The organism is Streptococcus ovuberis, from assembly GCF_012396585.1.
GTDB lineage: Bacteria > Bacillota > Bacilli > Lactobacillales > Streptococcaceae > Streptococcus > Streptococcus ovuberis.
Genome location: NZ_JAAXPR010000001.1, coordinates 50,347 through 71,058, shown reverse-complemented (window position 1 = coordinate 71,058; position 20,712 = coordinate 50,347). Strand labels below are relative to the sequence as shown.

Genomic DNA, 20,712 nt, shown 5'->3' with positions numbered 1-20,712 from the left:
GGATTTATTAAAGGAGACATCATGGCAACTAAAGAAAAATGGACTAGCCTGTTTGAACAGGTTGTTGGGCGGAAACCTAGCCCAGCTGAATTTATGGCGGGTAAAACGAGTGATTTTGACCTGAAACAGATTCGTCAAATTGCAGGTCTGGATGCTGTATCGGGCCAAAGTTTGACTGACTCATCCGTAGCAGAAACACATGGGCTTGAGCAGGAGTCGCATGCCATAACGGATGGTTTTATAGGTGCTGAGTTTTCCCCAGTAGAGGAAACGGCTATTCACCAAGAAATCCCTACGGCAGAAACTCCAGTTTATGAAACGCCAACCTATGAGCAAGTAGATCAAGTTCAGCCAGTTTACCAAGAGCAACCAGCACCTGCCTACAAGCAAGAATTAGTTTATACGACACCGCCTGTGAAAAAAATTCTCAGTCAAGGACAAAAGCTCAAGCGTCTTTTTATGGGAGTCGGTGTTCTTGCGGCTCTTGGTTTGGTGGCGGGTTACTATTACCTCGATCAGCAGACAGGACCAGAGGTGGCGGTCGAAACGTTTACCAAGGCTTTTGAGAGCAATGATTATGACCAGATGGCTAAGTTGCTCTCAACAAAGGAAACCAAGTGGACCAAAGAAGAGACCAAAGGTTTTCTGGATTACTTGGAGTCCAATAGTATCAATCTCAAATCAGAATTAGAAAAATTAGTTAACAGTGGTGGTGAGACCGTCTTCAACGATGATCGTGGGAACAAGCTTTTGGGACTAAAAGAGGTCGGTAAACGCTTCGGATTGTTTTCAGATTATCAGGTAGCTACCTATCCGGTTGACTTAGTGGTTACTGGTAATCTTGATAAGCTTTCCGTGGATGGGCAAACCATTGAAAAAAACAAGGATGTCAATCTGGGTCAGATTAAATTTGCACCTAAACAAATGGCAGTGACAGCTAAGACTGATTTGGGAGACCTAAAGACTAATGTTAGCCTTGATTTAGATGAAATTGAAAATAATCAGATTAAAATGGCCTTGGTCTCAGTACCTAAGCAACTCTCTGCTACTTTGCCGGATGGCTTAACGGATGTTGAGAAAGTTAAGTTGGTGGTCAATGGTAAGGAAGTTGCAGATAGCCTAACCAAGGAAGTCGCATTATTGGATAATCAAGAAATCAAAGTGCATGCTATCTTTACCTATGAAGGCAATGAGTACACATCCGAAAAAGCCAAATGGAATACTGGTCGAGAAAAGGATGTTCCAATTGAATTGACTCTCTCGGCCGAGACTCAAAAGCGGATTTCAGAGGCGAAAAAAGCCAAAGAGGCCAAAGATGAAGCTGCTAGACAGGCGGCAGAAGCCGAGAAGGAGAAGGAACGCCAATTGTTAGCGACTAAGGATAAAGCTTACAATTTCTTGACCAACTACCGTAAGGCTGTCTATGATTCGATCCGCAACCGGACCAATACTTATTCTAGCTACTATGATCCTAACAGTGCTGTTTATCAAGCTATGGTGAATTACACAGTCAACGGCGGTGCAAATGATAAGAAGGTGGATTATCTAAGCCCTGGTGACTTTTCTGTGACGGACATTGTGCAGAAAGATAATAACACCTATGAAGTCACTATGCACAATACCTTTACAGAATATTATTTCAGCGGGAAATCGGATTATGTTGAAAAATATCAGACCTTCTTTATTCGCACAGACGGCGATAGCTTCAAGATTTATGATATTCAAGAACGTATTGTCCAATAGATATGGGGATAAAAGGTGATGTGATGACTTCTAAAAAAAGAGTACTGGTCCTAACCCTACTGACTGTTTGCTTAAGCGGTTGTGGGCTACTAAAAGGTCCGTCTAAGGAACGAGAGGATCAGCCAACTGAGCGGCTATCCAAGAGCGAGTCTAGCTCGAATAACGAAAAAAATAGGACTAACAATACGGATTCCTCCCCAAAAGAGACACTGGCTGATAAAGGAGACGCTTCGTCAGGAGCGAATTTAGAAGCAGGCAACAGAGAATCTTCAACTGATGCGGCGAGTGAGGTGAGGCTGAAGAATCACGCAACTTCGGCTCAGTACAATGGTTCTTACTATACTGTTGAAGGGAAATATGGTCCAGTCTTGATTGTCAACAAAAAGCATCCCCTCAATCCCAGTTATGGTTATGGAGAGGATGCGACAGCCTTTTCAGCCTTTCAGCAACTTTTGTCGGCAATGAAGAGTCAAGGCTTTGCGGTTTCAGATAGTTATAGCGGCTTTCGGAGCTATGACACCCAGGCAGGCCTATACCAATCCTATGCAGCTCGTGATGGAGCAGCTGCGGCGGACCGCTATTCGGCTAGGCCAGGATATAGTGAGCACCAGACAGGCCTGGCTTTTGACCTTATGGATAGTTCAGGTGCTCTCCTAGAAGAACCGATGGCCAGTCAATGGCTTAGGGACCATGCTCATGAGTATGGCTTCATTGTTCGCTATCTGCCAGGTAAAGAAGCGATTACAGGCTATACGGCTGAGAGTTGGCACATTCGCTACATCGGTCCAGAAGCCACTGATATTCATCAGTCTGGTTTGACCTTAGAAGAGTATTTCGGTATTCCAGGTGGCGATTATTAGGAGCGAAGAGTATGAAAGTATAGGCCATTCCCTTGCCTTAGTTCTAGTAATGGTTCTAAATTCAAAATGGGACAATATGGAGAACCTAAATGGAGGCTGTAAAGGCCTCTTTTGGTTTACACTCTTTGAAAATCAAGAATAGACTAGGCTAGGTTAACTCGTCTTGCCATACCACCAGTACTGTCTGCAGCTCGTTGTCTTCTCTAATTTTGATTTTCTTTGAGCATTATTTTAAATTTAAGAGGTTTTTATTAGCAAAATAGGTCGTTTTTGGTACAATATCACTATGACTAGAGCAGATATTATTTTCAAAGACAACATTCGAAAAATCATGAACGAGGGGGTCTTTAGCCAGCAGGCTAGACCCAAGTACAAGGACGGCACAACGGCTAATTCTAAATACATCACGGGTTCTTTTGCTGAATACGATTTGAGCAAGGGTGAGTTTCCTATCACAACCCTGCGCCCTATCGCCATCAAGTCGGCGATTAAGGAGATTTTCTGGATTTACCAGGACCAGACCAGTAACCTCGATGTTCTACGGGACAAGTACAGGGTCAATTACTGGAACGACTGGGAGATTGGGGAAACAGGCACTATCGGCGAGCGCTATGGGGCTATCGTGAAAAAACATGACATCATCAGAAAATTGCTCAAGCAGTTAGCTGACAACCCTTGGAACCGTCGGAATGTCATTTCTCTCTGGGACTATGAAGCCTTCGAGCGCAGCGAGGGGCTCTTGCCCTGCGCCTTCCAGACCATGTTTGATGTGCGGCAAGTGGGTGATGACATTTACCTTGATGCGACCCTGACCCAGCGGTCTAATGACATGCTGGTGGCCCACCACATCAATGCGATGCAATATGTAGCTCTCCAGATGATGATTGCCAAGCACTTTGGTTGGAAGGTTGGGAAATTCTTTTACTTCATCAACAATCTCCACATTTATGACAACCAGTTTGAACAGGCTGAGGAATTGCTCCGCCGTGAGCCAACAGCTTGTCAACCACGGCTGATGCTCAATGTGCCAGACGGTACCGATTTTTTTGCTATCAAGCCAGAAGATTTTGAATTGGTAGACTATGATCCAGTCAAGCCCCAGCTCAAGTTTGATTTGGCCATTTAGGGGGCGCCCATGAAGAACCAACTGAACCTAAGGAACCGTCAGGCCTTTAGGGCTTGGCTGTCGGAACATGGCAGAGCTGAGACCGAGTGTTGGCTCCAGCTCAAACGGGGACGGCCGACGGCGGAGGATGTCTTTTACTATCTGGATGCTGTTGAAGAAGCCCTGTGCTTTGGCTGGATTGACAGCACCCAGAAAAAAGTGGATGGCCAGACCTGGCAACGTTTTTCACCCAGGCGGCCCAAGTCTAACTGGACAGCCCTCAACAAGGCCAGGGTCAAGCGGCTGGAAAAACTGGGCCTCATGACCGACCAGGGTCGGGCCGTCCTGCCTGATTTGACCGTTGACTTGGACCAGGACTTGGTGGCCATCCTGAAAGCAGAAGGGGTCTGGGAGACCTTTTCCAGCTTTCCTCGGCTCTATCAGGAGGTTAGACTTAGTAATCTGGTCTTCCAACGGAAAAACCAAGCCCAAAACTACGACAAGAGCTTAGCTCGGCTATTGACCCAAACCCGCCAAGGAAACTTGTATGGGGAATGGGATGATTATGGCCGCCTGTCTTAAGAACAATGCTCGAAAAGTTTTTTTCCAGCACATTTTGCTAAAATCTGGTAGAATAGTAGGACTAAGAGTGTTTTACTGGGAGTTGGAATGAAAGAAATTGTGGCTATCTGGGCTCAGGATCAGCATGGTCTAATCGGGAAAGGTAACAGCTTGCCTTGGCGATTACCCAAAGATTTGAAGCATTTTAAGGAAACCACCATGGGGCAGGTTATTCTCATGGGACGTAAGACTTTCGATGGCATGAATCGTCGCGTTCTGCCTGGCCGGACTACTTTCATCTTGACCAGAGACCATTCCTACAAGGTGGAGCATCCAGATGTCCAGGTTTTTCACAGCTTGGAAGATGTTTTGGAGTGGTTTCAGAATCAGGATAAGTCGCTCTATATCACTGGTGGTGCAGAAATTTATGCCCTTTTTGCACCCTATTTGGACCGCATCATCACAACAGAGATTCAGGGAGAATTTTCAGGAGATACTTATTTTCCGAGTCTTGAGTGGACCGATTTTGAAGAAAAATGTGTTACCTTTTTTCCAAAAGATGAGCAAAATGCTTATGATTTTTGGATTAGGGTTATGACGAGAAAAGGATAAACATGCAACGGAGTATTTTTGGGATATTTACTGCTTTTTTGTGTGGTATTTGTGTCCTGTGTGCTATGCAGGCCTTTCGCAAGAAAAAGACAGGTCTAGGGATTCTATTTCTACTGAATGCCTTTACCAATTTGGTCAATAGCATTCATGCGTTTTATCATACGTTATTTTAGCCCTTGTCTCAGCAGGGCTTGTCTAATGGATTCTATTCTTCGCTCAGGGCTGCTAGGGCCAGTAATCTTGCTCATAATTGAGCGAATACGGGAAAGGACTTGTTTCACTTGCTTTGCTAGTGAGTACATGTTCTTCAGTTATTTTGAAAAAGAAAGTTATAGGGAATATGCCAACTAAGAAAAATGAAATAATGGTTTACTGCTCATTTTGTGGCAAGAACCAAGAGGAAGTTCAAAAAATCATTGCAGGAAATAATGTGTTTATCTGCAATGAATGTGTCGAATTGGCTCAAGAAATTATCCGAGAGGAGATGGCAGAAGAAGTTCTGACAGAATTGTCAGACGTGCCAAAACCGCAGGAATTGCTCAATATTCTAAACCACTATATCATTGGTCAAGAAAGAGCCAAACGTACCTTAGCTGTTGCGGTTTATAACCATTATAAGCGCATTAATTTTCAGCATAGCAAGGATGAAAGTCAGGAAGTAGACCTGCAAAAATCTAATATTCTTATGATTGGGCCGACGGGATCTGGGAAAACTTATCTCGCTCAGACCTTAGCACGGAGCTTAAATGTTCCTTTTGCGATTGCCGATGCAACTGCTTTAACAGAAGCTGGTTATGTCGGTGAAGATGTGGAAAATATCCTTCTCAAACTTTTGCAGGCTGCCGACTTTAATATTGAGCGCGCCGAGCGAGGGATTATCTATGTCGATGAAATTGACAAGATTGCAAAAAAAGGTGAAAATGTCTCCATTACACGGGATGTCTCAGGGGAAGGCGTCCAACAAGCCTTGCTCAAAATTATTGAGGGGACTGTTGCTAGTGTTCCCCCACAGGGTGGTCGTAAGCACCCCAACCAAGAGATGATTCATGTCAATACGCAAAATATTTTATTTATCGTTGGTGGTGCCTTTGACGGGATTGAAGACATTGTCAAACAGCGTTTAGGCGAAAAGATTATCGGGTTTGGTCACAATAACAAGGCCATCGAAGACGGTGCCTCGTATATGCAGGCTATTGAAGCAGATGATATTCAGAAATTTGGGATCATTCCGGAGTTAATCGGTCGTTTGCCTGTCTTTGCGGCTCTTGAGCAGCTGACAGTCGATGATTTGGTTCATATCCTTAAAGAGCCTAAGAATGCTCTGGTCAAGCAGTACCAGATGTTATTGTCTTATGACGATGTGGAATTGGTTTTCGAAGATGAGGCACTTCAAGCTATCGCTGAGAAGGCTTTGTCGAGGAAAACGGGTGCCCGTGGGCTACGTTCAATCATTGAAGAGACCATGCTAGACGTCATGTTTGAGGTACCTAGTCAAGAAAACGTCAAGGTCGTAAGGATCACTAAAGCGGCGGTAGAAGGACTAGAAAAACCGATTTTAGAAACAGCCTAAGGCCTAGAGGTTGGGATTTGGATCCTGGCCTCTTATGTTTACGCTGATGCTAGTAAAAAAACTCTCGGTTTGTAGAGCACCGAGAAACGTTAGAGAAAGGAAATGTTATGCCGATAAATCTTCATCATGCAGAAATCATGCTCTCTGCAGTTTCAAAAACTCAATATCCTCAAGATGATTTGCCAGAGATTGCTTTGGCCGGTCGTTCAAATGTTGGAAAATCAAGTTTTATCAACACTCTGCTAAATCGAAAGAATCTAGCCCGGACCTCCAGTAAGCCTGGAAAGACCCAGCAACTGAATTTTTATAATATTGATAATCAATTACGATTTGTTGATGTGCCTGGTTATGGCTATGCGAAGGTTTCTAAAGCTGAGCGTGCCAAGTGGGGCAAGATGATTGAGGAGTATTTAACCAATCGGGAAAACCTACGTGCGGTAGTCAGTCTGGTTGACATGCGTCATGAGCCGACAGCAGATGATATTCAGATGTATGCATTCTTGAAGTACTATGAAATCCCTGTTATTATCGTGGCGACCAAGGCTGACAAGGTTCCTCGTGGCAAATGGAACAAACAAGAATCCATCATCAAAAAGAAGCTAGGATTTGAAGCTGAGGACCATTTCATCGTGTTCTCATCTATTTCTAAGGCTGGTTTACAAGAAGCCTGGGATAAAATTTTACAAGTCACAGGGTTAGAAGATTAGCTAAAAAACATATAAATGTTAGCAATCAGTCTGTTTATTCTGGCTTTTTATCAGGCTTCCTTGAAATCTAAGGTATTTTCTGGGGTTTAAGGAAGTGTTCTTGATGGTGACACCTATGAAAGAAAGGATTGCTTAGGGAAGCCAGGTTAAAATCCCTGATTTTAGATCGTTTACGGTTAGTTTTACTTAGAGGAAAGATTTGACGGATGTTGTTAGAAATTGTTAAAAAAATTTTTTTCAAAAAATCGGTCTCTTTTCTTCATATTTAATAATCTATGTCTAAATCATCAAAATGACTCAAAAAAGCAGGCAAACAGGAAATGCATATTTTTATAAGCTCACAAAGTGGAAAAAATATGGTAGAATAGATGACAGGTAGTTTTTTGATGGATACCCATTGAATCAAGTGGAAAAGGAGGAAGGATATGGCAAATACAACCTTGGCCATGATGCAGGCCATTGAAGCGGAAGCGCAAGCTGTATTGGCTGGCTATGAGTTGGAAATTGACACTTTAAAAAAACAAGCTGAACAAGACTTATCAGCTCTTGCTCAAGCTTATGACCAAGAGACAACAGAAGAAGTTGCTCGGCAAGAAGAAATTGCTCAGGTTGAATTAGAGCGTCTGCGTCAAGAAATTCAGGCAACTATTTCAGCAAACGAAGCTGCCGTGCGTGAAGCTTTAACAGATCGAAAAGATGACTTGGTTCAGGCAATTGTAGAAAAGGTGGTAGCGCGCTATGGCCATTAGTCCAATGAAAAAGGTGTCTTTGATTGCTCCTAAGGAATGGATAGATGACCTCTTGCTTTCCTTGCAGAGCTTGCGACACCTTGAAATAAAGGATTTAAATCAGGATCAGGCTTGGCAGGATGCGTTTTTAAACCAATCGGTCCAATTACCAGAATTACAGCTCCAAGCAGGAGATGCGTTGGTTTTGTCTGGCGAGGAAGTCCTCAATCACCTCCTCAAGCGGCAGCAGACGATTGAAGGAACCATTAATCGCCTAAGGACATTCCTGCCGCCAGAAGGCTTTTTTGAAACACTACGGAAGCCAAGGCGGGAATTGACTTTTGAACAGGTGGAACTTGCCAACCGTGAGAGCTTGGAGCAAGATTTGCTTCATCAGGTCAAGGGCTTGTTCAAAGAGCATGGGAAGCTCCTTGAGCGGATGGCTGATTTAGAAAAACGGCAGGATGAGCTTTTAAAATGGAAAGAGCTTGAAACGACACCTAAAGCTTTAAAAAATTTCAAGCACATTGAAGCTGTTATTGGTACTATTCCAAACACAGCAGATAATGCTTATTTCAAATCGCTTGTGGCGCAAGAAGGGCTAGATTTTCAAGAGGTTTACCGAACAGATACAGAATATGGCATCATTCTTTTTCGTCATCCAGGTGCTGAGAGCTTGGATTTAGATCAGTTCGGATTTAAGGCATTGGACTATGACTATGATGAATTGCCTGCGGAACGTTTGGAGATTTGGCAAGAGGAACTCTCAGTAACGAGAGAACGTCAATCGTCTATCGAACAGCAACTAAAAGAGGCTAAGATTAGTCTAGAGGTGTTAGAAAGCGAGTTAGAAGCGACAACCAATCGTCATGCTAGGGAAATAGCTAAGAAGCATCTGGCCAAGAGCCAGTACTTGGTTGCCATTGAGGGATGGATTGAAGAAGCCTCGGTGGCTGATTTGAAATCCAACCTCTTGGCTCAATATGGAGGCAATGTTTGGGTCGAAACTACGGTTATAGAACCAGATGATTTAGACAATGTACCAGTCAAGTTGGTTAACCATCCCTTAGTGGAACCATTTGAGATGATCACAGAGATGTACGCTCTGCCTAAGTATACTGAAAAGGATCCTACACCTTATCTAGCCCCTTTTTACTTTACCTTTTTCGGGATGATGGTGGCTGATTTGGGTTATGGCCTTCTGATGTTTCTTCTGACTGGACTTGCTCTTAAGTTCTTTCATTTTGAGCCTAGTATGAAGCGATTTCTTAAGTTCTTTAATATCTTAGGTGTTGCAGTTAGTCTCTGGGGATTAGTTTATGGGTCGTTTTTTGCCTATGAATTGCCGATTCAACTCATCAGTACAACTAATGATGTCATGACGATCCTTGTTCTGTCAGTTGCTTTTGGTTTTGTGACCGTTTTGACCGGTCTTTACCTAGGTGGTCGCCAAAAGCTGCGGGTCAAGGAGTATGCTGAAGCCTATCATTCGGGCTTTGCTTGGTGTTTGATCTTGATTGGGATTTTGGGCCTGGCTTTAGGAAACTTGATTCCAGGGCTGGCCTTCTTAGCTCCTATCGGTCAATGGTTAGCAATTCTGAATGCTATTGGTATTTTGGTAGTCTCTGTTATTCAAGCCAAGGGTCTAAGTGGTCTAGGATCAGGTCTCTTTAACCTTTACAATATTTCAGGTTATGTTGGTGACCTGGTCAGTTTCACACGTCTCATGGCCTTGGGTTTATCAGGAGCTAGTATTGGGCTTGCCTTCAACTTGATTGTTGGCTTGTTACCAGGTTTATCGCGTTGGACGATTGGCATTTTACTGTTCCTTTTGCTTCATGCGATCAATATTTTCTTATCTTTGTTATCAGCGTATGTTCATGGGGCTCGACTCATGTTCGTCGAATTCTTTGGTAAGTTTTATGAGGGAGGCGGTCGCGCTTTTAATCCCTTAAAACCTACTGAAAAATATTTTACTATCAAGAAAGTTCATTTGGAGGACAAATAAATGGAAAACTTAGCGTCATATTTCTCACAGTACGGTGGTGCCTTCTTTGCAAGTCTCGGTATTGCACTTGCGGTAGCCTTCAGTGGCATGGGATCCGCTTACGGTGTTGGTAAGGCTGGACAAGCAGCAGCAGCGCTCTTAAAAGAACAGCCTGAAAAATTTGCACAGGCGCTGATCTTGCAACTTTTGCCAGGTACCCAAGGGCTTTATGGCTTTGTTATTGGGATCTTAATTTGGTTGAAGTTAACACCAGAAATGCCTTTAGCAACGGGTGTGGCTTACTTTTTTGTAGCTTTACCGATTGCGATTGTTGGTTATTTTTCAGCAAAACATCAAGGCAATGTCGCTGTCGCTGGGATGCAAATTTTGGCTAAACGCCCTGAGGACTTCATGAAGGGCGCGATCTTGGCGGCTATGGTTGAGACTTATGCCATTTTAGCTTTCGTAGTATCCTTCATTTTAACCCTCCGTGTGGGTTAATCGCATTAGCCTAATAGAAAAGGAGGGCCTGACATGTCTGATATGACAGGACTAAAAGCATCTGTCTTGGAGCAGTCTCATGAAAAAGGTCGCCTCAATCTGACAGCTGCCAAAGAAAAGCTTCAAGCAGAATTTGAACAAAAACGCCAGCACTTAGTCATTGAAAAAGAAGGATTACGTCGTCAAAAGCTAGAAGCGATACAACGCTTTAAGCAACGCGACAGTCAGCAGTTAGAAAACAAGGCACGCCAGTCGAGTTTGGTGACCAAGCAAAATGTTTTAAAAGAATTGTTTGAAGAGGCCAGAGCTAACATGGAGGCTTGGCCGGAGGAGCAACATCTGAACTTCTTTAAAACGGTTATAGTCAATTACCCAGAAACAGTTGAGGTGCGTTTTGGAGGCTTGACAGCAAAGACATTTTCAGAGGGAACCTGGCAGTCTTTGAGGGAGGCTTACCCTCAGGTCATCTTTTCAGAAGAGACGATTGCGCAGGAAGCTGGTTTTCTCATTTCTAAAGGTCAGGTGGACGATAACTTCTTATATGCCCATTTGATTGCAGATATTTGGGAAGAAGAAAGTTTCCGTCTTGCGTCAGAAATTTTTCAACAATAGGAGGTGCCCAGGATGGATGCAAGCCTATTTTCACAGGTTAATACGCTGATTAGTACCCGTGAGTCTAAAATGCTGACCAGAGAGCAGTTTGAACGTCTCTTATCGGCCCAAGATCAAGAAGCCATGGCCATAGTCTTACAGGAGACGGACTATTTGTTTGATCAAGAAGACTTGTCAGATCCTAATCGGATTGAGAAAGTCCTTATGAGTCACCTAGCCAAGGTCTACCGGCAAGCTTTTGAGGAGGCACCTGCACAAGAAGTCGTACAACTGTTTACCTTGCCTTATACCTATCATAATTTAAAGGTCTTGTTAAAAGCGAGGGCAACCGCTTCAGACTTGAAGGATCTGCTGATCCCAATCGGAGCTTATTCTATGGAGATTTTGGAGCATTTGGTTGATACTTTGGCCAGTGAAGTCTGTCCAAGTGTCATGCAGGAGGAGGTCTCTGCAACTTGGTTCGAATATCAAGACTACAAAGATATTCGAGTCTTGGATATTGGGATGGATATGGCTTATTTTAGGCATATGAAGGTTTTGTCGGAGGCTCTGGAGCAGGAACCACTGCAACAATTTGTAGCCTTGACCATTGATTTTTATAATGTCACTACTGTGAAGCGTGGTCTTAACCAGAATAAGCCACGTAGCTTTATGCGTCAGCTTCTTTCAGAAGAGGCCTTGCTTAAGGCTAGAGAATATTTGAAGTTGTTTGCAGATCAGGGGCTGTTGTCTTGGTTTAATCAGCTTTATCCTTATGGGGAAGATCTCGCGGTAGCACCTTATGAGGAGAATCTCAAGCTTGGCACTATTTCAGCTGTTCAATTAGAATACCTCGAAGACCTCTTGCGGTTTCAGGTCTTAGAGCAAGGGCGTTTTGAGACCGAAGGACCATTGCCCTTAGCCCGTTACCTTTATGGAAAAGAAATGGAAATCAAAAACCTGCGTTTGATTTTAACGGGCCGCAGCAATGGATTAAACGCTCAAGTCCTAAAGGAAAGGATGCGACCAATCTATGGCCAATAAAACCTATAAAATCGGTATCGTTGGTAACCGTGATGCCATCTTGCCTTTTCGGATGATCGGCTTTGAGACTTTTCCCGTGGTAGATAGTCAAGAGGCTATTAATACCTTGAGGCATTTAGCTAGGTCTGGTTTCGGCATTATTTATTTGACAGAAGATATTGCGGCAGAGATTCCAGAGACCATCCGTTATTATGATAGTCAGTTAACACCTGCAGTAATTCTCCTGCCAACCCATAAAGGGAGTCTTGGTTTAGGATTACAAAGGGTGCAGGATAATGTGGAAAAAGCTGTCGGTCAAAATATTCTCTAAGCCAACTCAAAAATGCAAACAGAGATAGTTTATTTGCCTATTTCGCAAAAAAAGAATAAGAATACAAGGAGGAGCGGACTTGAATCAGGGAAAAATTATTAAAGTATCGGGTCCCTTAGTCATTGCTTCTGGGATGCAAGAAGCCAATATTCAAGACATTTGTCGTGTTGGTGAATTGGGCTTGATCGGTGAAATTATCGAGATGCGCCGAGACCAGGCATCAATTCAGGTGTATGAAGAAACCTCTGGCCTTCGACCAGGAGAGCCGGTAGTGACTACGGGTAGTCCATTGTCTGTGGAGTTAGGACCTGGTCTGATTTCTCAAATGTTTGATGGGATTCAGCGTCCTTTGGAGCATTTTAAGGCAGTGACCAACTCAGATTTCCTTATAAGAGGGGTGGCTATTGCCAACCTTAATCGTGAAGTTAAGTGGTCCTTTAAGCCAAGTAAGGCTGTAGGGGATGAGGTCGTTGCGGGTGATATTGTCGGTATTGTCCAAGAGACTGAGGTTGTAGAGCATCGCATCATGGTGCCTTACCGTGTGTCAGGGCGCATTAAGGCGATCTACGAAGGAGAGTTTACGGTTGATCAAGTAGTCTATGAAATAGAGCAGGAAGATGGCAGTCTCTATCAAGGCACTTTGATGCAAAAATGGCCAGTTCGCCGAGGCCGTCCCTTTGCTCAAAAACTCATTCCTGTAGAGCCTATGGTGACTGGTCAGCGGGTTATCGACACCTTCTTCCCAGTTACTAAAGGTGGTGCAGCAGCTGTTCCTGGACCATTTGGCGCAGGTAAGACAGTCGTTCAGCACCAAGTTGCCAAGTTTGCGGATGTGGACATCGTGATTTATGTTGGTTGTGGTGAACGTGGTAATGAGATGACGGATGTTCTGAACGAATTTCCAGAACTCATTGATCCGGCGACAGGCCAGTCGATTATGGCTCGGACGGTTCTTATTGCCAATACCTCAAACATGCCCGTAGCAGCGCGTGAGGCATCTATCTACACAGGTATTACCATTGCTGAATATTTCCGTGACATGGGTTACAATGTTGCGATCATGGCTGATTCGACTTCCCGCTGGGCAGAGGCCCTTCGTGAAATGTCTGGTCGTTTGGAAGAAATGCCAGGGGATGAAGGTTACCCTGCCTATCTGGGCAGTCGTATCGCTGAGTATTATGAACGAGCAGGCCGTGTGATTAGCTTAGGGAGCGAAGGTCGCGAGGGGACCATTACGGCAATCGGTGCTGTATCGCCTCCTGGTGGAGATATTTCTGAACCAGTTACACAAAACACCTTGCGGATAGTTAAGGTTTTCTGGGGATTAGATGCTCCTTTGGCCCAACGGCGGCATTTTCCAGCTATCAACTGGCTCAGTTCCTATTCCCTCTATGTGGATGAGATTGGGCAGTACATTAACCAGAAGCAAAATATGCAATGGGCTGAAAAAGTGACCAAGGCCATGAATATTCTCCAAAAGGAGAGTGAGCTGGAAGAAATTGTTCGGTTGGTCGGGATTGATTCCCTTTCTGAGCGTGATCGCTTGACTATGAATGCGGCGCGGATGATTCGTGAAGACTACCTTCAGCAAAATGCCTTTGACGATGTGGATACTTATACTTCTTTCCGCAAGCAGGTGGCGATGTTAACCAACATTCTCTTCTTCGATGAAGAAGCCAATCGGTCGTTGGATTTAGGGGCTTATTTCACCGAAATTATGGAAGGGACAGTTGTGCTGCGTGACCGTATCGCTCGTAGTAAATTTATTCCAGAAGAGCGAATCACTGAAATTGAAGGGTTGCAAGAGACCATTAAGACAACCTTGCATGATATTGTGGCGAAAGGAGGGCTGACGCATGAAGGTGATTAAAGAATATCGGACAGTCAGCGAAGTTGTTGGCCCCTTGATGATTGTGGATCAGGTAGAGGGGGTTCGCTATAACGAGCTCGTTCAGATTAAACTACACAATGGTGAAGTCCGCCAAGGGCAGGTTCTTGAGGTACAAGAAGACAAGGCCATGGTTCAACTCTTTGAGGGATCCAGTGGCATTAACTTAGAACAGGCTAAGGTTCGCTTTACGGGCCGTCCCTTGGAATTAGCCGTATCAGAAGATATGGTGGGCAGGATTTTCAATGGAATGGGTAAACCCATTGATGGTGGACCTGACTTAATTCCTGAGAAGTTTTTGGACATTGACGGGCAAGCGATCAACCCTGTGGCACGTGATTATCCAGATGAATTTATACAGACGGGGATTTCAGCCATTGACCACTTGAACACGCTTGTTCGTGGTCAAAAATTGCCTGTTTTCTCAGGTTCTGGATTGCCACATAAAGAACTAGCTGCTCAAATTGCTCGCCAAGCAACTGTGCTAAATTCCCAAGAAAATTTTGCGGTAGTCTTTGCAGCCATGGGAATTACCTTTGAAGAAGCGGAATTCTTCATGAACGATTTGCGGGAGACAGGAGCTATTGACCGTTCGGTTCTTTTTGTGAATTTGGCTAATGACCCAGCGATTGAGCGTATCGCGACACCGCGTATCGCCCTGACAACAGCAGAGTACCTGGCTTATGAAAAAGACATGCATGTCCTTGTTATCATGACGGATATGACCAATTACTGTGAGGCGCTTCGTGAAGTGTCTGCCGCTCGTCGTGAGGTGCCAGGCCGTCGGGGTTACCCAGGTTATCTTTACACTAACCTGTCTACCCTTTATGAAAGAGCTGGGCGCCTGGTTGGCAAAAAAGGTTCTGTGACCCAGATTCCAATCTTGTCCATGCCGGAGGATGATATTACCCACCCGATTCCGGACTTAACTGGTTATATCACGGAAGGGCAGATTATCTTGTCGCGTGACCTCTACAACAGTGGCTATCGTCCGCCGATCAATGTTCTCCCATCCCTTTCGCGTCTTAAGGATAAGGGATCTGGTGAGGGTAAGACGCGTGCAGACCATGCGGCGACCATGAACCAGCTCTTTGCAGCCTATGCCCAAGGTAAACAGGCCAAGGAATTGGCTGTCGTTCTCGGGGAATCGGCCCTTTCTGAAACAGATAAGCTCTATGTCAAATTCACTGATCGTTTTGAAAAAGAGTACATCAACCAAGGCTTCCAGACCAATAGGACCATTCAGGAGACATTGGACTTAGGTTGGGAACTCTTAGCTATCCTCCCTCGTACCGAGTTGAAGCGGATTAAGGATGAGATGATTGACCAATACCTGCCTAAGCAGATGGCAGACCAAGAAAAGGTTTAAGGAGCAGGAGTAGAGAGTCATTGGAAAGTGATACAGTTTCCTGCGACTTCTTTCTTCAAATGGAGGACAACTGATGGCACGCTTAAATGTTAAACCAACTCGGATGGAGTTGAGCCGTCTGAAAGACCGCTTGAAAACGGCCATCCGAGGACATAAATTGCTCAAGGATAAGCGCGATGAACTGATGCGTCGCTTTATTGACCTCATTCGAGAGAATAACCGCCTTCGAAAAGAGGTTGAAGCAGGTATGGTAGAGAGCATGCAAGACTTCGTGTTGGCTAAGTCTTTAGAAAATGATAAAATGGTCGAGCAGATTTTTGCGGTACCAACCAAGACTGTCGATCTTCATATTGAGACGGAAAACATCATGAGTGTCAATGTTCCACGCATGCATATGGCGATTAATAGCCCTTATGGAGACGATGAAGGCGATGTAGTTTACAGCTATTTGGCGTCTAACTCTCAGATGGATGCTGCAATTGAGCAAATTGAAGACTCGCTTTATCAATTGTTGCGGTTGGCTGAGATTGAAAAATCTTGCCAGCTCATGGCGGATGAAATCGAAAAAACACGCCGTCGGGTGAATGGTTTGGAGTACGCTACCATTCCGCAACTAAAAGAAACCATTCATTATATCGAAATGAAGCTTGAAGAAGCTGAACGTGCAAACGTCGTTCGCATGATGAAGGTCAAAGATATGGGATAGCTTTCGGGCTATCTTTTTCTGTTAAAAAGAGGAGGGAAATGATGATTACAGCTAACAAGGACGGGGCGGTAGAACTAGATTTAATATGAATTGAAAATTATTGCTCTTAAATCTTATGGACAATATAACCCAAAATTTCATGATGGGGTTTGAGTGTAGCTTCAATTGCTTGTATTGGGTTCTTTACAGTTTGTTAAAATACTGATAAAATGGCTATGTAAACGTTGTATAATTAGAGTTTGTAACAACGAAGAGCTAGTAAGAACTGTTACCAGAATCAACTAGTAATCTTATTTTTAAAAATTAGTGATTGTGCTTATCTTTTGTCAATTGCTTGCTTCTAGGTATGAGATTATTCGTTATTCTAAATAGAGGGTAAGAATGACTACTTGTCTAATGTTCGGAATGTTTAGAAGCATACAAGTTGTTAGTCTGGCAGGTTTGAAAATAGGGTATTTAGGTTATCTTATTGAAATTATTTGATTTCTTGATGTTTAAAAACATGAGATTAAACTTATGATTTAAGGGAGGCTTTTGATGGATAATTTATGTTTCGGATGTGATGTCAAACAGCAAATAACAGATACAGAAATTGAAGAAATGATTGCTTTCCAATTAGCGATGGAAAGCGAAAAAGTCAATAGGGAAGAATGGTTGAGGCGACAGTCGATTTGTGAACACTGTTCAGCTAGACAAGGGCCTACTTGTGGCAAATGTGGTTGTTTTTATAAGTTTAGAACAGCTCTAGAGGGTAAGTCTTGTCCTATTAGCCTTTGGTGATAGAAAAAACTAGCGATGGGTGGTTACTAAAGATCTTGTGACCACCCATCGCTAGTTTTTGTCTTAGTTGTAAAAGAGTTTTATCTTAATATCCTGGTCATAGTTGCCAAAAGCTTTACCAAATAAAGTACAACCACCCACATTTTTAGCTGAAGCTTTCACTTCAACTTTGAATTTCCAAGTGTCAACCGAGCTGTCAACATCAGAAATCGCGAATTGAGAAATACAGTCGCCATCTATGTAAGTCCCATGGCTCATAATACGAATAGTTTTTAGTAGCCCATATTGATTTAGATTGTCAGGATACCAATCAGGAGTATATTTTCCTCTGATATCGGCGAAATCACCCGGACTAGTCCAGGTACCTAGCTCAATATCGTTGAGTGAAAAAGTGATGTCTGATGGCCAATTGTCATTGGCAAAAGGAAATTCTGATGAAATTTCAAAAGAAATCTCCATCATCGTCAATTTTTCATCATCATCCAGTAGATTGGGTGATTTATACTCTAGAAATCCTTTAGTGAACCACACTATTTGAGCATCCATTCGTTCAGGGACAATAAAATATTTAGGTTGATCAACTGGACCGATAAATTGCTGGGCACTGGCTAAGCCACAAGTTGGTTCAACTGAATAATCCGTGTAATGCCCGATAGGAATAGAGGTTTCCTTGATTGAGTAAGTGCTGAACAGTTGCTTAGGAAAGTTGATTACAACTCGTTCAACACGTAAGCTACATATTTTTTGATGTCCAATTCGTTCTGTTTTGATGAGTTGGGCTTTTTCTAACTTTTGAATATGCTTCGTTGTGATAGCGCTGCTGAGATTAAGGGTATCAGCAAGGTCTCTGATGTTCATTTTTTTCTTTGCTAGTAACTGAAGAATTTCTATCCGGACATTGCTTGCTAAAGCTTCATAGACTGGTAATGCATCTTTCGTAATCTCTAATTCCATAAAATACCTCCACATTAATAATAACAAAAACGCTAATTTCTGTAAATCAAATAGTCACCAATCTCCTTAAATTTAATAAATAAATTAATCTAAAACAAAACCTGCATATTTTTTGTTAAAAAGCTTGACAAAGCGTGATAAAAGGATTAGAATTAGTTTATAAAAAATAAAGCGTTTGCAAAAATGTTCAAAAAAGGAGGTTATGGGTAATAAGATTAACAAAAAAATTAATTAAAAACAAGCGGTAGATTATCTTTTAGGTTACTATAAAAGGAGAAATATAGATGAAAAAATGGTTAAAAAGCGCAATTGCTCTTGCTGGATTAAGTTCATTAATCTTAGCGGGTTGTAGCAGTGGAGGATCATCCTCTAAAGACGGTGATTCTGAAACGCTAACCTTTATGTTTCGTGGTGGAGAAGATGAGAAAAAAGCCTACCAAGCTGCGATTAGTAAGTTTGAAGAAGCCGAAGATATTAAAGTAAAAATTATTGCTACAGATGCAGATCAGTATGCCACCAAACTTCAGGCGGCTATCTCAGGAGGAAATATACCAGATGTATTCTATGTAGAGCAACATAACTTGATGGCTTATGTTGATAATGGAGTTCTTCTTGATATCACTGGCTATGTTGAAGATTCAGGTTTTGACCTTGATAATATCTGGGAATACGGTGTAAACACTTATCGCTATGATGGCAAGAAAGTTGGTCAAGGGCCAATATATGGGCTTCCAAAGGATTTAGGTCCGTTTGCTCTTGGCTACAATAAAGATATGTTTAAAGAAGCTGGTATTGAATTGCCTGACACAGACACACCATACACTTGGGATGAGTTCGTCAATGTTTCTAAAGAACTCACCAAGGATACAGATGGCGATGGCAAAGTTGATCAGTGGGCAACTGGTTTCAACGTTAACTGGAGTTTACAGGCTTTTGTTTGGAGCAACGGTGGTGATTGGGTTAATGAAGCTAAAGATACTGTAACTGTTGATACACCAGAATTTGCGGAAGCTCTTCAATACTTCGCTGATCTTCAAAATGTTCACAAGGTAACTCCTTCTATTGCAGATGCCCAAACACTTGATACTTACCAACGCTGGATGAATGGTGAAATTGCTTTCTTCCCAGTTGGACCTTGGGATATGAGTACATATGCTAAGTTAGGATTTGAATATGACTTGATTCCTTGGCCAGCTGGAAAAACTGGTAAGCCAGCAACATTCATTGGTTCGCTAGGTATTGGTGCATCTAGCAAAACTAAAAATCCTGAAAAAGCAGCAAAGTTAGTTGAATATTTAAGTGCTTCTAAAGAAGGTCAACAACAATTAGTTGATGCACAAATTCAAATTCCTAACTTAATTGATATGGCTGAAGAATGGGCTTCAGACAAATCAGCAATACCTAATAATCGCCAAGAATTTCTTGATGTTGTTCAAGATTACGGTCATCCAATGCCTGCTGCATGGACATACACAGCTGAATGGTATGATGAGTTCTTCATTAACATTCAATCTGTCTTAGATGGTGATGTTACGGCTAAGGATTATGTCAAAGAGGTACAACCTAAGATGCAGGAAAAACTGGATGCGGCTAATCAGCAAAAAGAAATGGCCCAGTAGTTAATTCTGAAACTGCTGAAGTATGATTCCTAAAACTTATGTGATTTGTATTAAAACAAGGTACATCGAAGAGTATTTTTCTTGTTTCTTGTCACTCTATAATGAATAGATGGGGCCGAGAATCAACAGTATTCTCGGTCCCATTTTAAAAGGAGAATTAATATGTCTCAGACCCAAACTGTTAAAAAGTCCAAAAGTAAACTTCATGCAAATGAGCATAGGGCGGCTTTCCTGTTTGTCATATTGCCTATAGTAGGTTTCTTAGCATTTTCACTCTTACCATTTCTCTACTCGATTTATGCGTCCTTAACAGATTGGAATGGTCTTGGAAGAATGAACTTTGTAGGCCTTAGCAATTTCCAAAAATTATTTAATGACCCTTACTTTTACCAAACAATGGGAAACACTATCTTTCTTATGATTGGCATTCCTATTGGGTTATTATTGTCCTTTGCTCTAGCTTCAGCTTTGAGTCGTGGGATTAAGGGAACAACAATTTTCAGAACCATTTATTATATTCCAGTGATTTCATCATTGGCGGCGATTTCCATTTTGTGGCAGTGGGCTTATAATGGTGACTTTGGTTTGGTGAACCAAGTTCTGGAAATTTTTGGGATTGATGGCCCTAACTGGTTACAAAATCCTATAACTGTTAAACCAGCTATTATTATCATGACGATTTGGAAAGGGCTTGGATACTCTATGTTACTTTATTTAGCGGCTATTCAAAGCGTTCCTAAAACCTTTTACGAAGCGGCAGAACTTGACGGTGCCTCCTCCTTCCAAAAGTTTACCAATATTACATGGCCAATGGTTAAACCAGTGACATTCTTCCTGATTGTAACTAACATTATCGGTGGTTCACAAATCTTTACTGAAATTAACATTATGACACCAACTGGTGGTCCAAAATATGGCTCAGCTACCATTGTTTGGTACATTTGGCAAAAAGCCTTCAAAAATTTCCAAATGGGTTATGCGAGTAGCATGGCTTTGGTATTGGCGGTTATTGTTTTTGCTGTAACGGCACTTCAATTCTGGATCAATAAACGTTCAGAGTATAAATTAGATTAGGAG

20 protein-coding genes are annotated in these 20,712 nt (G+C 42.7%); 19 read left to right on the top strand and 1 reads right to left on the bottom strand.

Features of this window, described 5'->3' with window-relative positions:
* Positions 1-21: 21 nt before the first annotated feature.
* From HF992_RS00330 to HF992_RS00250, 17 genes are all read left to right on the top strand, one after another.
* Positions 22-1,743: a TcaA second domain-containing protein gene (locus HF992_RS00330; protein ID WP_168548078.1), complete on the top strand. Its 1,722-nt coding sequence runs from the start codon at positions 22-24 to the stop codon at positions 1,741-1,743.
* Between the two features lie 23 nt (positions 1,744-1,766).
* A complete protein-coding gene (ldcB, locus tag HF992_RS00325; RefSeq protein ID WP_168548077.1) occupies positions 1,767-2,603 on the top strand; it encodes an LD-carboxypeptidase LdcB/DacB in 837 nt (278 codons plus the stop codon).
* Between the two features lie 286 nt (positions 2,604-2,889).
* Positions 2,890-3,729 carry a thymidylate synthase gene (locus HF992_RS00320; protein ID WP_168548076.1) on the top strand — a complete coding sequence of 280 codons (840 nt, stop codon included), beginning with the start codon at positions 2,890-2,892 and terminating at the stop codon, positions 3,727-3,729.
* 9 nt (positions 3,730-3,738) lie between these two features.
* The gene (locus HF992_RS00315; RefSeq protein WP_168548075.1) at positions 3,739-4,290 is read left to right on the top strand and encodes a YdeI/OmpD-associated family protein; all 552 of its coding nucleotides are present in this window, start codon (positions 3,739-3,741) and stop codon (positions 4,288-4,290) included.
* Between the two features lie 87 nt (positions 4,291-4,377).
* Entirely contained in the window at positions 4,378-4,881 is a 504-nt protein-coding gene (locus tag HF992_RS00310) for a dihydrofolate reductase (RefSeq protein WP_168548074.1), read from the top strand.
* 340 nt (positions 4,882-5,221) lie between these two features.
* Complete coding sequence (clpX, locus tag HF992_RS00305) at positions 5,222-6,451, top strand: ATP-dependent Clp protease ATP-binding subunit ClpX (protein WP_168548073.1); 1,230 nt, start codon at positions 5,222-5,224, stop codon at positions 6,449-6,451.
* Positions 6,452-6,558: 107 nt separating this feature from the next.
* On the top strand, positions 6,559-7,158 hold the full coding sequence (yihA, locus tag HF992_RS00300; RefSeq protein WP_168548072.1) for a ribosome biogenesis GTP-binding protein YihA/YsxC: 600 nt from the start codon (positions 6,559-6,561) through the stop codon (positions 7,156-7,158).
* Positions 7,159-7,583: 425 nt separating this feature from the next.
* Complete coding sequence (locus tag HF992_RS00295; RefSeq protein WP_168548071.1) at positions 7,584-7,907, top strand: hypothetical protein; 324 nt, start codon at positions 7,584-7,586, stop codon at positions 7,905-7,907.
* On the top strand, positions 7,897-9,894 hold the full coding sequence (locus HF992_RS00290) for a V-type ATP synthase subunit I (RefSeq protein WP_168548070.1): 1,998 nt from the start codon (positions 7,897-7,899) through the stop codon (positions 9,892-9,894). The genes HF992_RS00295 and HF992_RS00290 overlap by 11 nt, the downstream gene beginning before the upstream one ends.
* Positions 9,895-10,374 (top strand): V-type ATP synthase subunit K, encoded by a 480-nt coding sequence (locus HF992_RS00285; protein ID WP_168548069.1) that lies wholly within the window; start codon positions 9,895-9,897, stop codon positions 10,372-10,374.
* Between the two features lie 33 nt (positions 10,375-10,407).
* Positions 10,408-10,986 carry a hypothetical protein gene (locus HF992_RS00280; RefSeq protein WP_168548068.1) on the top strand — a complete coding sequence of 193 codons (579 nt, stop codon included), beginning with the start codon at positions 10,408-10,410 and terminating at the stop codon, positions 10,984-10,986.
* Between the two features lie 12 nt (positions 10,987-10,998).
* Positions 10,999-12,009 carry a V-type ATPase subunit gene (locus HF992_RS00275; protein ID WP_168548067.1) on the top strand — a complete coding sequence of 337 codons (1,011 nt, stop codon included), beginning with the start codon at positions 10,999-11,001 and terminating at the stop codon, positions 12,007-12,009.
* Positions 11,999-12,319 (top strand): V-type ATP synthase subunit F, encoded by a 321-nt coding sequence (locus HF992_RS00270; RefSeq protein WP_168548066.1) that lies wholly within the window; start codon positions 11,999-12,001, stop codon positions 12,317-12,319. The genes HF992_RS00275 and HF992_RS00270 overlap by 11 nt, the downstream gene beginning before the upstream one ends.
* 79 nt (positions 12,320-12,398) lie before the next feature.
* On the top strand, positions 12,399-14,189 hold the full coding sequence (locus tag HF992_RS00265; RefSeq protein WP_168548065.1) for a V-type ATP synthase subunit A: 1,791 nt from the start codon (positions 12,399-12,401) through the stop codon (positions 14,187-14,189).
* A complete protein-coding gene (locus HF992_RS00260) occupies positions 14,176-15,576 on the top strand; it encodes a V-type ATP synthase subunit B (protein WP_168548064.1) in 1,401 nt (466 codons plus the stop codon). Before HF992_RS00265 ends, HF992_RS00260 begins: the two co-directional genes overlap by 14 nt.
* Before the next feature lie 73 nt (positions 15,577-15,649).
* Entirely contained in the window at positions 15,650-16,282 is a 633-nt protein-coding gene (locus tag HF992_RS00255) for a V-type ATP synthase subunit D (RefSeq protein WP_168548063.1), read from the top strand.
* Positions 16,283-16,819: 537 nt separating this feature from the next.
* Positions 16,820-17,062: a DUF6171 family protein gene (locus HF992_RS00250; RefSeq protein WP_168548062.1), complete on the top strand. Its 243-nt coding sequence runs from the start codon at positions 16,820-16,822 to the stop codon at positions 17,060-17,062.
* Positions 17,063-17,125: 63 nt separating this feature from the next.
* Here HF992_RS00250 and HF992_RS00245 read toward each other — a convergent pair whose 3' ends face one another.
* Positions 17,126-18,016, bottom strand: coding sequence for an ArsR/SmtB family transcription factor (locus HF992_RS00245; RefSeq protein WP_168548061.1), 891 nt, complete (start codon positions 18,014-18,016; stop codon positions 17,126-17,128).
* 284 nt (positions 18,017-18,300) lie between these two features.
* On the opposite strand from HF992_RS00245, the gene HF992_RS00240 reads away from it, so the two are divergent.
* Positions 18,301-19,635 carry an ABC transporter substrate-binding protein gene (locus HF992_RS00240; RefSeq protein ID WP_168548060.1) on the top strand — a complete coding sequence of 445 codons (1,335 nt, stop codon included), beginning with the start codon at positions 18,301-18,303 and terminating at the stop codon, positions 19,633-19,635.
* A gap of 162 nt (positions 19,636-19,797) precedes the next feature.
* On the top strand, positions 19,798-20,709 hold the full coding sequence (locus tag HF992_RS00235) for a carbohydrate ABC transporter permease (RefSeq protein ID WP_168548059.1): 912 nt from the start codon (positions 19,798-19,800) through the stop codon (positions 20,707-20,709).
* Positions 20,710-20,712: the final 3 nt, after the last annotated feature.